This is a genomic window from Sinomicrobium kalidii (assembly GCF_021183825.1).
GTDB lineage: Bacteria > Bacteroidota > Bacteroidia > Flavobacteriales > Flavobacteriaceae > Sinomicrobium > Sinomicrobium kalidii.
Genome location: NZ_CP089211.1, coordinates 3,368,186 through 3,382,822, shown reverse-complemented (window position 1 = coordinate 3,382,822; position 14,637 = coordinate 3,368,186). Strand labels below are relative to the sequence as shown.

Annotated in this window: 8 protein-coding genes; 1 reads left to right on the top strand and 7 read right to left on the bottom strand. The window is 44.7% G+C overall.

Annotated elements, in window-relative coordinates; genetic code table 11:
* Nucleotides 1-40: 40 nt before the first annotated feature.
* The 7 genes from LS482_RS13645 to LS482_RS13615 all read right to left on the bottom strand — a co-directional run bounded on the left by LS482_RS13645 (nt 41) and on the right by LS482_RS13615 (nt 13,946).
* The gene (locus tag LS482_RS13645) at nt 41-2,071 is read right to left on the bottom strand and encodes a protein-disulfide reductase DsbD family protein (RefSeq protein ID WP_437440997.1); all 2,031 of its coding nucleotides are present in this window, start codon (nt 2,069-2,071) and stop codon (nt 41-43) included.
* A gap of 4 nt (nt 2,072-2,075) precedes the next feature.
* Nucleotides 2,076-4,829, bottom strand: coding sequence for a M16 family metallopeptidase (locus LS482_RS13640; RefSeq protein WP_233028074.1), 2,754 nt, complete (start codon nt 4,827-4,829; stop codon nt 2,076-2,078).
* Nucleotides 4,830-4,987: 158 nt separating this feature from the next.
* On the bottom strand, nt 4,988-6,118 hold the full coding sequence (locus LS482_RS13635) for a TlpA disulfide reductase family protein (RefSeq protein ID WP_233028073.1): 1,131 nt from the start codon (nt 6,116-6,118) through the stop codon (nt 4,988-4,990).
* A gap of 163 nt (nt 6,119-6,281) precedes the next feature.
* Nucleotides 6,282-7,472, bottom strand: coding sequence for a TlpA disulfide reductase family protein (locus LS482_RS13630; protein WP_233028072.1), 1,191 nt, complete (start codon nt 7,470-7,472; stop codon nt 6,282-6,284).
* Between the two features lie 8 nt (nt 7,473-7,480).
* Nucleotides 7,481-8,887 carry a RagB/SusD family nutrient uptake outer membrane protein gene (locus tag LS482_RS13625; RefSeq protein ID WP_233028071.1) on the bottom strand — a complete coding sequence of 469 codons (1,407 nt, stop codon included), beginning with the start codon at nt 8,885-8,887 and terminating at the stop codon, nt 7,481-7,483.
* A gap of 107 nt (nt 8,888-8,994) precedes the next feature.
* Nucleotides 8,995-12,561, bottom strand: coding sequence for a SusC/RagA family TonB-linked outer membrane protein (locus LS482_RS13620; protein WP_233028070.1), 3,567 nt, complete (start codon nt 12,559-12,561; stop codon nt 8,995-8,997).
* Between the two features lie 236 nt (nt 12,562-12,797).
* Nucleotides 12,798-13,946: a FecR family protein gene (locus LS482_RS13615; protein WP_233028069.1), complete on the bottom strand. Its 1,149-nt coding sequence runs from the start codon at nt 13,944-13,946 to the stop codon at nt 12,798-12,800.
* Nucleotides 13,947-14,078: 132 nt separating this feature from the next.
* On the opposite strand from LS482_RS13615, the gene LS482_RS13610 reads away from it, so the two are divergent.
* Nucleotides 14,079-14,621, top strand: a complete 543-nt coding sequence (locus tag LS482_RS13610; protein WP_233028068.1) for an RNA polymerase sigma factor — start codon at nt 14,079-14,081, stop codon at nt 14,619-14,621.
* Nucleotides 14,622-14,637 lie beyond the last annotated feature (16 nt).

Sequence of the window (14,637 nt, the reverse complement as noted above, 5' to 3'; positions counted from 1 at the left end):
TGATTAAACGCCGCGGTCATAACAATTAAACTCAGTCTATTCATCGCTGTTTGTTTTTAGTGTAGTTTTTAATTCCTTCGTTCAGCCAGGCTGCGTATTCATCCACCTCCGGTGTATACCCGGCAGGGTCGTTAAGGTTCCTGCCTTCGTGATTGACCAGGACGTAATACGGTTGTGCATTGGCCTTGTACCTGGTGATCTGGAAATCACTCCATTTATTCCCTATGGTTTTGATCTCCTTTCCGGTGGTTTCAGATACGTACTGCTCGTTTTCAGGCAATTCCCGCTTATCGTCGACATACAGGGAAATAAGCACGATCTCATTGTTCAGGATGTTTAATATTTCGCTTTCGCTCCATACGCGCTCTTCCATCTTCCTGCAGTTGACACAGGCATGGCCGGTAAAATCGATCATCACCGGTTTATCCACCTTTCCGGCATAGGCCATCCCTTTCTCATAATCGAGGAAGGCCACAATATCGTGGGGGCCATAATGTGCACCTTCGGGCAATTCCGTATGTGAAGCACCGCTTCCACTGCTTTTGGTATAACCTACCCCGTAAGGGGATTCGCTGTAATGCATGGGCGGCGGAAAACCACTGATAAGTTTTAACGGGGCTCCCCAAAGGCCGGGGACCAGGTAGACGGTAAACGATAAGACCAACAATCCTAATCCCAAACGACCTACTGAAATGTGTTTCAGGGGCGAATCGTGGGGCAGGCTGATCTTCCCGAAGAGGTACAGGGCCAGCATACCGAAAATGGCAATCCAGACGGCAATAAACACTTCCCTTTCCAGCCAGTGTAACTGCAATACCAGGTCGGCATTCGACAAAAATTTAAAGGCCAGGGCCAGCTCTAAAAATCCCAAAACGACTTTTACCGAGTTCAGCCATCCTCCCGATCGCGGTAAGGAATTTAACCATCCCGGGAACATGGCAAACAACATAAATGGCAAGGCCAATGCCAGGGAGAAGCCCAGCATCCCGATGACGGGGGCCAATCCGCCTTTACTGGCAGCTTCCACCAATAAAGTGCCCACAATAGGGCCTGTACACGAAAATGAAACAATGGCCAGGGCCAGGGCCATAAACAAGATCCCGATGATCCCTCCTTTATTGGCCTGGCTGTCCACCTTATTGGCCCATGAGTGTGGCAGTACGATCTCAAAAGCTCCCAGGAACGAGGCGGCAAATACCACCAGCAGTAAAAAGAAGATCACGTTAAACCAAACATTGGTGGATAACGCATTCAGGGAATCCGCTCCGAAAACGGCCGTGACCAATGATCCTAAAAACACATAGATCACCACGATGGAAATCCCGTAAAAAACGGCATTTTTGATCCCGGCTGCCCTTGTCTTGCTTTGTTTGGTAAAGAAACTTACCGTCATGGGGATCATGGGGAACACACAAGGCGTCAGCAATGCGGCGAACCCTGAAAGGAAAGCGATTAAAAAGATGGTGAAAAGTCCCTTTTGACTTTCCCGGTGCTCCCCTTTTCCCGACACGTCGGCAGGATCAGCACTTTCCGTCACTCTTTCTTTGTCGATATCATTCTCCTTTGTTTCGACAGCGGTGACAGCCCCGTTTTCTCCCGGAATGGTAAAACTCAACTTTTTGGTTTCCGGCGGAAGACAACGCTGTTCATCACAGACCATATAGGTGACTTCTCCCTCAATCGTAAAACCATCATTCCCTTTGGAAGTAATCTTTTGTGAAAACGCAGCCGAACCGGAGAAATAGGTGATCTCCATATCAAATACGGGATCGTGTACCGTATGGCCTTTTTCCTCCTCAACACTACCGACCAAACGATATGCCCCGGATTCCTCAAAGGAAAATTCCGTAGCTACCGGGCCGTCCTCGGGAACAACCTGGGAATACAGGTGCCACCCGGGCTTTATGGAGGCTTTTATCCACAGCATATATTCATGCTCTGAAACGGTTTCAACTTCTGTTGTCCACGTTACAGGGTCGTAAATTTGTGCCTGGGTATTTAACATCCCTGCCAGTCCGATCACCAGCAACAGGGCAAAACGTTTTATACGGCAAAACCTTGTTTTTCTCATAGAGTTAATCATTGTTTCCCAACGTTCCGGCTTTTACAATAACCAGTTTCTCAGGGTCCAGGTATTTTTTTATGGCTTTGTTGACCTCATCCAGACCGGGTTCCATAATTTTTGAAGGGTACTCGTAAATATATTCGGGTGCATAGCCCTTATTGACAAAATTCATGAGGGTACCGGCAAGACTCCTTGTCGTTGACATTCCTACTTTATAGCTTCCCGTGAGATAGGATTTTATATTTTCGAGCTCTTTCCTTGTCACTCCATCGGCATACCACTTATTGATTTCCCGCATGGTGGATTCATATCCCTTATCCATCAAATCCGGGTTAAAAGTGCCATTGACGGTCCAGTATCCTCCTGTCAATGCATCACCATTGTGCCCGGAACCTATGCCGTAGGTAAGGCCTTCATTGTCCCTGACCGTGGCCATTAGCCTGCCCGAGAAGCCGGACCCCAAGATTGAATTGGCCAGGTAGAACGCCATATAATCCGGATCTTTTTCATTCAGCCCGGTATATTGACCGATCAGTAATTCGGCACTGCTCTTTTCGGGAATAAAAACTTTCTCTGTTTTCCTGGAAGCTATCTCCATGACCTCATCAGTCTTTTCAACGTCCAGATCCTCCTGGACTCCACCCTTCCAGTTGGAAAAATTATTTTTTAATGCCGTGTGTACTTTTTCTTCATCCACATCCCCAACCACAACCAGGCGGAACGAGGCCGTGCCGAAATATTTTTTGTGAAAGGCTTTTACTTCTTCTATCGTGGCCTTGTCGAGCAATTCCAGGCTTTCTTCGGTAGACCGGGCGTAATTCGGGTGACCGGGTTTATAAATGGTCTGTAACAGTTTGATCCTGGCCTGCCTTCCCGGGTCATTGAGCTGTTCGCTCATATTGCCTTTAAGCTGCCCCTTCAACAGGTTAAATTCATTATTATCAAACAAGGGTATTTTCAATGCTTCCGAAAACAGGCTTATCACTTCGGGAATATCTTTTTTCAGGCATTTAAAGGAAAAATGGATATTCCGGTCCGAAGCCGATGCGGAGATATGTACCCCCAACTTTTCAAGCGCCTGGGAAAATTCAACCTTGTTTTTTTGCTGTGTCCCCTTGTTGAGCATGTAAGCCGTAAGCATGGGGATCAGCTCATTCTCCCCGGATTCCATATAATCGCCAATCGAAAGACTGCCATTGACCGAAACGAAGTCTTTGGCCGAGGTTTTCAGGCTGATGACATCAATACCTGCCACCTCCTTTCTTTTTATTTTGGAATTAATCCCCGCAACAGCTTTGAGATCATCTTCTTTTCGGGGAGATACTTCTGCTTCTGTTCCCATGACGAGGCCGGGATCCCTGAAAAACATTTTTGACCCTTTGTCTTCCCCCTGCGAACCGGGATTTCCTCCCTGTTTCGGATCGCTGTTTTCAGGAATAAAATATCCGGTAGTACTCTGGTTTATATCCAGGTATTTTCGGGCTACCCTTTTAACATCTTCTCTGGTCACTTTCTTTAGTTTTTCGATATCCGTGACATAACCGGTCCAATCACCAGAGGCAATGGCTTCGTTGAGCATGGAGGAAATTACACCGGAACCATCCCTGTACAATATATTTTGTGCTTCCTTTTTGGACAGGATACGGTCGATATCATCCTGGTTAAAATCAAGAGCCTTAATACTGTCTATAGTCGTTATTAATTTTGAATCAATGTCCTCATGTTCCTTTTCGGAATTTATTCCCAGATCGATCGTAAACAGCCCGGCATCTTTAAAAGCATTGGCCCCGGCCCTGGCGTACAGGGCGATCCCGGTATCTACATAGGTCTTGTTTAAAATGGAGGAAGGGCCTGCCGCCAAAAGATCGGATAACACTTCCAGTGCAGGATAGTCTTCGTGACGTTTTCCGGGAATCTTATAGGCCCTGGTCACAATTCCGACTTTCCCCGGTCTTTTTACCACGAGTTTACGGGGGCCCAATTGTTCCGGTTCCGTGGTATAGGGCTGCGGGATCTCGTGAGGGGACCTCGTGATCTTTCCGAAATACTTATCCACCAGCCGGAACACCTCGTCCTTTTGAAAATCCCCGACCACCGTAAGTGTGGCATTGTTGGGCCAGTAATAGGTGTCGTAAAACTCCCGGAGTTTTTCCATAGGTACGTTTTCTATATCCGATCTCCAGCCTATAGTGGAATGATGGTAAGGACTTGCCATATAGGCCACGGACCAGATCTGGCTCTGCAACAGGCGGGCGGGGCTGTTCATTCCCCGTTCGAATTCATTGCGCACCACGGTCATCTCACTTGCCTTGTCCTCCTCAAGCAAAAGGGAATTCCGCATCCGGTCGGCCTCTATTTCCAGAGCCAGTTCGATCTGGTCACTGGGAATGGTCTCATAATAATTGGTACGGTCGTACCATGTAGTGGCATTCATTCTTGCGCCAACGTTCTGTAGCGTGGGAAAAATGGCCGTGCCCTTTCGCTTGTTAAATTTCGGTGTCCCCTTGAACATCAAATGTTCGAGCAAATGCGTGGCCCCGGTGGTCCCGCTGACCTCGTTCGTGGAACCTACGTGATATACGACCTGTACGGTCACCACCGGGGTGCTGTTGTCCTGTAACAGCAGTATCTTTAAGCCGTTGGGCTGGTATTCGTATTCCTCGATCCCCCCTAACTCCTTGTTCTTCTTGAATTTGTCCGAAACCTGGGCCGGAGCGACTGCAATGATTAAAAAGCAAAGCAATCCCAAAACATTGTTTTTCATGTTATTTTTCTGTTTAGTGTGATAAGATGATGCAAAAAGTTTCCCGTTCACCGGTAAACATCCGGCGAAATCCTTGTCTGCCTATTTTTAAATGATTGATTTGTTTTTTACCTCTGTATTAAAAAGGATCTTTTAGTATTGTTTAACACAGTCTTTAGTCAATTGACCGGTTCAAAAACTTCCTTTAACTTTTCCTGTAAGCCTTCTCCCCTCAAATTTTTACCGATAATCTGCCCCTGCGGATCGATTAGAAAATTCTGAGGTATGGCCTGGACTCCATACTCCTGGGCCGCCTCGTTCTTAAATCCCTTAAGATCGGAAAGGTGAAGCCAGGTCAACCCGTCTTCTTCAATGGCTTTTTCCCACTTGTCTTTCTTGTCGTCCAGGGATACAGCCACAATCTCCAGGCCTGCCTCGTGGTATTTTTTGTAAGCCTCCAGGACATTGGGATTCTCCTTCCTGCAGGGGGCACACCAGCTTGCCCAGAAGTCCAGGAAAACATATTGTCCCCTGAAATCCGAAAGGCTGACCCTGTTCCCTTCCCGGTCGGGTTGGGTAAAGTCCGGGGCTTTATTCCCGACGGCCGTTTTCTTCATTGTAGCCAGTGAAGCATGCAGTTGCTTCCCATAATGGGATTCCTGAACTTCCGGGCTCAGGCTGTTATATAATTTGTCGGCCATTTCTAAATTCGGGTAGGTAATATATCTTTCCTGAATAATCAATGCCGAGGCAACGGAATTAGTATGTTTCCGTATGAAGTCCGTAGTTATCGAAGCTGATTTTTTATCTAACTCATCCCATTTTTTATCCATCACGGCCCTTTGCTCCGGGGTCATTTCCACTTTGCCCTGCTGCGTGATGGAATCCGATAATCTGTAAACAGGCCCGGCCATTTCCCGGAGTTCCTGAAATTCATTTTCGTAATAACTACGGTACACCTCTTCTACTGAAGCTCCCGTAATTTTTCCCCTGAACAGCGAATCCTTTTCAGCCTCGATTTCAATAATATCATTACTAAGGATAAAGGTCATACCCCGATCTTCTCCTCCCTTCACCTTTAACCTGTACCGGAGCGGTTCTTCCAGTACGCCGTTAAAACTGAATCCGCCGTTTTCGACAAGGGAAGAATCCGGTTTCCCTGCTTCTCCAACCGGTTCCAGGTATACAGTTCCATTATCAAGTCCTTCTATATTTCCTGTAACTGCATATCCTTTGTGTTCTTTCTTTTCTGCACACGATACCCAAAAAGCGATGCCGAAGCACAATATGCCCCATCTTGTTGCTTTCATATTTTATATAATTTTATTGCTATGTAAATAATTCGAAAAAATTCCCTGCCCGGGGTAATCTTTTAATTTATGGATCTTTTTTAGCATATGACTAAATTCAATCTCGCCTGATTTTCGCGGCAAAATCTATGAAGACATATTTTGTCATATACTAATTTGATATTCACTCTTTAAATAATTCCGCTAACTTTTCATCTAAAGCTTCCCCTCTCAAATTTTCAGCGACTACAAAACCATTTTCATCAACCAGAAAAGTGGCCGGTATGGCTTTTACCTTAAAAGTCTTACTGACCTTATCATCATCAAAAAGATTAGGCCATTGCATATTTTCTTCCTCAAGAGCCTTTAACCAGGCATTTTGCTTTTCATCAATTGAAATGCTCAAAATTTCAAATCCTTTTTTTGAAAAATCTTTGTGGGCTTTTTTAAGATTCGGGATTTCTTTACGGCACGGGGCACACCAGCTTGCCCAAAAATCGATTAAGACATACTTCTTTTCTGAAAGGATGGTGTTCAAATCCGTAGATTGCCCATCTTTATCCTTTAAACTAAAATTTGAAATCTTTTCTCCGGTTAAACCTTTTGGGTTTACTTCTTCGTTCACTAATTGTCCATAGTAGCTTTGTTTGGCTTCTTTAGAAAATTGTGCATATATGGGTTCTTGTTCAGGAGTGAAGTAAGTATACTGAATCAACATAAAAAATGGTCCCCACCAAGAATCTTTATGACTTAATATTAAATCCTTTGACTTTCTTTCTACCTTATCAAAAAATGCCTTTTCTTTTCTATCAAATTCTTTATATTCTGAAGTATTCACTAAAGAATCCATTAATTTTTTGTCATTTTCTCCTCTGGCTTTGCCTAATAACATACTAAGCTCCTCATACCCTTTATGGTATGCTTCATAATCGGCATTTAATTCGGCCTTAAATGCGGTCTGTTCCTTAAAATAATCATTAGACTCAGAACCGCTTATATGTACACTATCAAACACAATTCTATCACTTTCCTTATCCGGAATAGTAGCCGTTGCCGTTAGTTTTATTCTCGAGTCTTCAAGAAGAGCAGGAATCATTCCTTTATTCTCTCCAAAAACGATATAAAAAAACCGGGGTTCTTCTAATTTCCCTGTAAACATAAACGCTCCATTAGTAACCCTTGTTTCTGCGATCGGCGATTCGCTTGTATGCGTTGCGCCAGGTACAAGTTTTACGACCATACCGTCCTCAACACCATTAACTATCGCATTTAATTCATACCTATCCGGACTTAATTTTTTTTGGGTATCCGATTTACAGGAAGCTATTCCTATAATTAAACAAACTCCTAATATTCTATTGATAATTCGTTTCATTGCTTGATCTATTTATCCACATTTTGGGTTATAGTCCCATTCCCGGGATTATCGGTAGCCCCCTGGGGGAACGGCATGGTCCATAAATGGGAATCCGGGGTCAGCGTATATGTTTCACCTTTATATTCTTTAGTAAAACCGGTGGTATATACACCTTCCGTATTTAAACGCCTGGCATCGCAAAACGGAACTATGGTTAAAATAAGTTCGTTTTTTTTGGTTCTTAGAATGGCCTCCATGGCCTCTGCTTCGTTTGCTGCGGTTAAATCCTGGTAAACATCAGGTAAGATCCGGGTTTTACGCACCCGGTTTAATACTGCCATGGCATCGTCTATGCTGCCCTGACGTGCCAGACATTCGGCTTTTATCAGGTAAACCTCAACAGTGGTCATACCGCCGTAATTGAAATAACCTGACAATGTGGAGTTATAAAACGTCTCTGCGCCCACAGTCCTGATCTTCCAGCGCGATAAAAAACGGGCGTCCCCTTCTTCAAATCGTGGTGCCCGTTCTACCGGGATGTTATTCTCAGTTGTGATCCTGGAAAGGGCTCCATGGCGATAATTATAGTTTTCGACATAATCGAATCCCATCGGTGAAGGCGTACTTATATAAGCATCCGGGTCTTCTATAACCGATTTATTGTCGTTGTAATACGCTCTCCAGTCGTATAAGCTGTTATTTTCCTCCAGGGCCTTATCGGCATAATTCAATGCCTGTTCGTAATTGCCCATTTGCAAATACACCCGCGCCAGAAAGGCATAACCTGTCCCCAGGTTCGGGTGCAATGCGGTTGAGGACCCCTCGGGCAAACCGGGCAGGGCGTCTTCCATATCTTTCAGGATAAAATCATATAACTCCTGAATACTCACCTGTTCGCTGGGAGCATTGATATCCGCGCTGGTAATTACGGGAACGGACAGCTTTTCCGATGCGGTAGTGGCCTGATAAGTATCGGCATAATAATTAGCCAGGTTAAAATAGCACATGGCCCTTAATACCTTGGCCTGTGCCCACAGCTCCTGCTGCCCGGCTTCCGTGGCTTCTGTTGTCTCCAGGGCATTTTCAATAATTAAATTGAATGTGGAGATTGCCGCATAACCGGAGTAATACGTTCCTTCATCTGCCCGGTTCAAAGCGATGCGATCTGCAGATTCGTCCCAGAGATAATTGGCTTTATCCAGGGGATAAAAAGACAGTGTCGCTTCGGTCACATACCTGTCATTCAACAGGTTTAAGGCCTGGTTTACATTCACCCTATGGTTCGTGTATTCATCCCGTATCAGCGCCTCGAAATCGGCTAATGTCCGTGGTATTTTAGACCCTTTCGGTATGTCGTCCAGATAATCGTCACAGGAAGTCAACCCGACGATCAGCATTAAAGGACACAGTATGGTGATATATATTTTTTTCATCTGTTTATTTTTTTTGGACCGATGACTGAAGAACACATCTGTGACCCGTCATCCGTCTTGTTTTTATTCTTCAGTGTACAAACTAACGATGTGTTTATTTTTAATAATCAGAGATTCACATTAAATCCAAGCACAAAATTCGGAGTCCGGTACCCATTCAACAGGTACTTTACATCCCTGCTTTTGGCCATGGTAAAAACATTTTCCACATTAAAATTGATGCGAATATTCTCTATACCCAGTTTAGAAGCCAGTTCGGACGTCTGATACGCCAACGACACATTGCTCAGCCGCAGGTTCGAGGCATCCAGGATATTGATGTCTGCATCAGAATAAATGGATTGCAGGTCGTAACTATAATCCGGATCGTATTCGTAGACCACACGGGGCACATCCGTATGCGCCTCGTCCCCGGGGTTTAACCAGCGGTCCCTGATGCGCTTGTTTACCGTTCCTATATTGGTAATATAGCCTCCTGTTGCACCAGAGTAACTGTTATTGAACATGGGTAAAAACGTATTCCTGATCTTATGACCCAGTTCGTAGATAAAAAGGGCTGAAAGCGAAAAGTCCTTATACGCTACCGATGTCCTGAAAGATCCGCTCTGAACGGGTACGGTTGTACCGTAATCTTCAATGGCCTCCAGATCGGCCGGGTTATGAGATACGGCAGTCCCCGATGCATCATACACCTGCGGCAGGCCCGTATTGCTCAGTCCCGCCCATTTGTACCCGTATATGGAATTAAAGTTCTTCCCCACCCTGGGATAGGCCGAAGGATAATCCAGTTGCAGGAAATACACCGGGGCTTCTACATTGACATAGGTCACCTTATTTTTATTGTAGGCATACAGGATACCGGCATCCCATGAGAAATCCGGTGTTTTCAGAATACGGCCGTCAAGGCTGACCTCTATACCGCGGTTGGTCATTTCGCCGTTGTTAAGGGTATAGGTATCGTATCCCCAACCTTCCGTCGGAACGCCATTGCTGTTGGCCAGCAGGTCTTCTCCCTTTTTATGATACAGGTCGACCGTTCCGTTCAACCGGTTACTGAACAAAGAGAAATCAATCCCTATGTTGGTTGTGGTGGTCTTTTCCCAGGACAATTCCGGGTTCGGCCGGGAACTTATGCTTCCCTGTATACCCCCTACGTTATTGTTGGACCTGTAACTTGCCGTTAAATACGGTGCCGAGTCTTTGGCCACATTCCCCCCGATACCATAAGAAAACCGGAGTTTGAGCATGTTTACCCACGAAGGTTTAAAAAAGGCCTCGTTGTGTACATTCCAGCCCGCCCCGGCAGACCATGTGGGTTTGTTCTGGTACTTGTTGTCCGTTCCCCACAGGTTGGAACGGTCCCAGCGCAGGCTTCCCGTCAGGGTGTATCGCGAATCGTAGGTATACCCGGCATTCCCGTACACGGAGACGTAACGGTTGAGCAATTCCCTTTCGGCCGAAAAATCGTTTTGAGTCATAGACCCTCCTAAAACCGAACCATAGACCTGCAGCAGGTCGGCCTGGTTTACCGGTGTGAAAGACAAGGTTTGAGAGTCATACCCATAACGGGTTTGATTGCTGTATTCCAGTTTGGAATGCCGCATTTCCGTCCCGGCGATGATACTTATATCGTGAACATCATTAAACAGCTTATCAAAATTCAATTGCTGTCGGAAATTGTAGGCATTGGAATACTGATTGCTGCGGAAAGAGATATCTCCGTAAGGCAAATTATACACGGCCTTATTCGCAGGTGAAATGGTGACCAGGCTATTGACCCGCGACCTGACTTCATAAGAATTTTTATCTTTGAGCTGATTTATACGCTCCACACCATATTCGTACTGGAACATGGCATTATAAGAAAAAGCATCGCTTAATTTGACATTGAACTTGGCATAGGTCCTGTTCGAAAAGTTTTTGCGTTCCCTTATATTTCTTCCCAGTTCATCCATGGGCGTAATATCCATGTTATACATATTATAGGTATCCAGGGACTGAAGGGTTGACACATTATACCGGGATGCCGCAGTAGATGTAAACGAAGTTCCGTCTTCATTGACCAGCCTGTTGTACGGCTGGTATACAAAACCCGGGTTTAAGGCATCGTAGGCCTGTTCATCCGCATTGTTGAAAAAGATGTATGTTCCGACATCCATGGTCAGCCAATCCGTAATTTCAGTGGAATTCCTCAAATTGATCCCCAGGGAATTATCTTCCGAATAACGATCCTCGAACTTATTATCCTTATAGGTTACGGAGGCATTGAAACTGTTCTTTTCGGTAGCCCTGCCGAAACTCAGGTTATATTGCTGGTAATACTGATCCCGTTTGGCATATCGGTCCAGGTCGTCATAATATTGAAATCCGGAGGCTCCCAGCCGGGTTAAGGTATTGTTCAATTCGTTTTCTGAAATATTACCCGCATAATAGTTTAAGATTGTTTGCATCCCCTGGCTGGTATACACCGCATTATCCAGCAGAGAGGAGGCATACGATGCGGTACTTCCGTTCGTAGCCTGTAAGTTGGGATTGCCGTTGGCCCACTCCTGCTCCAACCCGATAATATCAGCCGAGTTGGTCAGATTGCCTGTGTAATATTTATAAGGGGAGAGCGTCAAATTGCTGGAAAAGGAAATGTTGGTTTCTCCTGCTTTGGCTTTTTTAGTTGTAATCACAACAACACCATTAGCAGCACGCGCACCATAAATGGACGCTGCGGCAGCATCTTTAAGAACGGTTATACTTTCAATATCTTCAATATTCAGATCCGGAAGATTTTCCTCCAGGCCATAAATTCCATCATACCTGGTCTTTTCAACAGGAAATCCGTCTATGACATACAAGGGTGTTGTTAATCCGTTCATGGAGGTTACCCCCCGGATCACCCCATCCTGATACCCGACGATCCGGCCTTCCAGTACGGCATCCAGACTATTTAAACGTTGCGATTTAAAATCATCCGTCTTCAGTTTGGAGAAAGCTCCCGTTGTGCGTTCGCTCGAAATGGTCTGGTATCCCGTAACCGTGATCTCGCCCAGTTCATTAGCTTGTTCGGTTAGCCTTACATTGAACTCCTGTTCTTCTCCTACAGATATTTCCCGCTTCGAAAACCCGATATAACTGAAGACCAGCACATCGCCCTCTTCGGCTATAATTTCAAAATGTCCTTCTTCATCTGTCGAAGTCCCCTGCTGCGTTCCCTTGATCAATACCGTCACGCCGAGCAAAGGCATGCCATTTTTATCCATAACCCTCCCGGAGATCAGCTTCTCCTGCAGGTCGTCCTTGCCATCCGGTTTAACGGGTTTTAAGATAAACGTGTTGAGTACGATCTGGTGACCGACCACCCTATGGGAAATATTCGTGTCTTTAAACACCCTGTTCAACACCTTGTACAAAGGTTCTTTCCAGGCGTAAACATTGATCTTCCGGTCAAGGTTCACATCCCTGTGATTGTACAAAAACCGGTAGGAGGTCATGGATTCGACGGTGTTGAAAAATTTACCTACCGTTACTTGCTCCAGGTCGACAGAAATTTTAATGTTCTGTGAATATGAACTTGCCTGAATCCGGAATAGGGAAATGAAAAGAAGTAATAGTGCAAGTCTCATTTTCAGGTCAAATTTTAAGGCAAAAGAACCCTGCCTCATTGAATTCATGAGTTTTTTCATACTTTTGTTTTGAATTAGTTGGTTTATTTCTGTAAATCAATGAACACAAATCGGGAAATGTTGCCTCATTTTCCGATTTTTTTGTTCAAGGTCCGTGTGTACTTTTAGGTTTTCATGTATAAATTATTTGATTAACGTTATTGACTAATTTTGGACTTAGGACTTACGACATGCCGAAAAAACAGGAGGTCCGGAATTACAAGTCTTATATCGTATGTATGTCCTGTTGTCTCAGGTCAATTAATGATTATTTTATTCTTTTTGATCGTGTATTCAAAAGGATAACTTTGCTGGAATGACCTCAGGATCTGCTCAATGGATTCCTCTTTGAATTTTGCGGTGAACTTCTCTTTTTCCAGTCCGCTGTTCCGGTTTTCTATTTCCACATTAAACTTTCGTTCCAGGCTGTTTACAATCGATGAAAAATACGCTCCTTCAAAGATCAGCTCCCCCTGTATCCACGACGTATATGACGAAGTATCCACCGTACGGGTAGCTATGGATTCTCCCGTTTTGTCAAAAACAGCCATTGTTCCGGGGTGAATGACCAGGGACTCCCCGTTATAGCGGTCGGCAGTTCCATACAGTGCCACTTTCCCTTCCACCAGAACCGTATTGACGGTGGTACCGGAATCATAATTACTGACATTAAAATGTGTACCCAACACCCGGACATTGACATCATCGGCATGCACCACAAATGGCCTGGAGGTATCTCTCGCCACATCAAAATAGGCTTCTCCTTTAATATAAACCTCCCTGGTCCTCGCAACCCCGGTATTCCGGGGGAATTTCAACCATGTTCCTGCATTGAGGGTGACGCGGCTTTCGTCGCTTAAAATCAAAACCGCCGTTTTTCCTTTCGGGACGTTTATTTCATTGTAGGCCAGGGCACCTTCCTCTCCGGTAGCCCTATATTTTATCGTGTCCCCGGTTTGTTCCACTTCAACATCCTTCATAGTGCTTATCATGGCATAGTCTGTTTCCTGTAAAGATTTTATCAAGGTATCCGACAGCTGAAGTATCACCGGATTGTCTTCTACAATCAACTGGTCCGGAGTATTTGACCATTGGTTCATCATTATAAAACCAAGTCCCAGTAAGACAACAACGGCTGCCGCATATTTAAAAAATACAGGAAGCGTATATACTTTTCTTTTCGTCCCGGAATGTCCCGCCATTTTATCAAGGATCGCTTTCTTTTCCTCCGGAGGAGTTGGTTTATAGGACAATTCCGAAATACGTTTATTTAACCGGGCATAGGATTTAAACTCCCTGGCATAGGACTCGTCCTTTAACAGCTCGTCCAGTTCATAGTGTTCTTTCTCCGATATATCCCCGGAGAAATACTTTTGCAATAAATATTGAAATCGATCTTTTTCCATAATATGTGACAGGGGCTTTTTACTACAAGACACAAAGGTTTTAAAAAACCCCTACGCCGGATTCACATTTTTTTTTCATTTTTGTTAAAACAAAATTATATTTCCTTTAAATAATGATTTACTCAACCGTTAATGAAGTATTCCCTTGAAAACAACACCGAATTAATAAACGCTCTTCAATCGGGAAATGAAGAGGCCTTTAAGTTTATTTTTGAAGTGCTGTACGACGACCTGGTACGTTATGTCTTCAGTCTGTGTAACGACAGGGCCAAAGCTGAAGATATCGTCCAGGGTACTTTTGTGAAAATATGGGAACAACACCAGTCACTTGCCATAAACTCGTCCGTGAAAAGCTATCTCTTTCGCTCCTGCCATAACAGGTTTATCAATAGTCTTCGGAGAGATAAGAACACTGTTTCGCTTTCCGATCATATCTACCTGGAAAGTTTCCTGGAAGATGAGACACAGCAAAAAGAGGCCCCTGGAAATTATGAAACCCTTCGAAAAGCTATTGACAGCCTGCCTCCGAGGTGTAAAGAGGTCTTTACCCTGCATAAATTCGAGGGCATGAAGTACAGGGATATAGCCTACAAATTAAATATCTCCGTAAAGACCGTGGAAAACCAGATATCCAGGGCATATCAGAAACTAAGAGGCATATCGCCAGACCATTAATTCAAAACACGGGGCT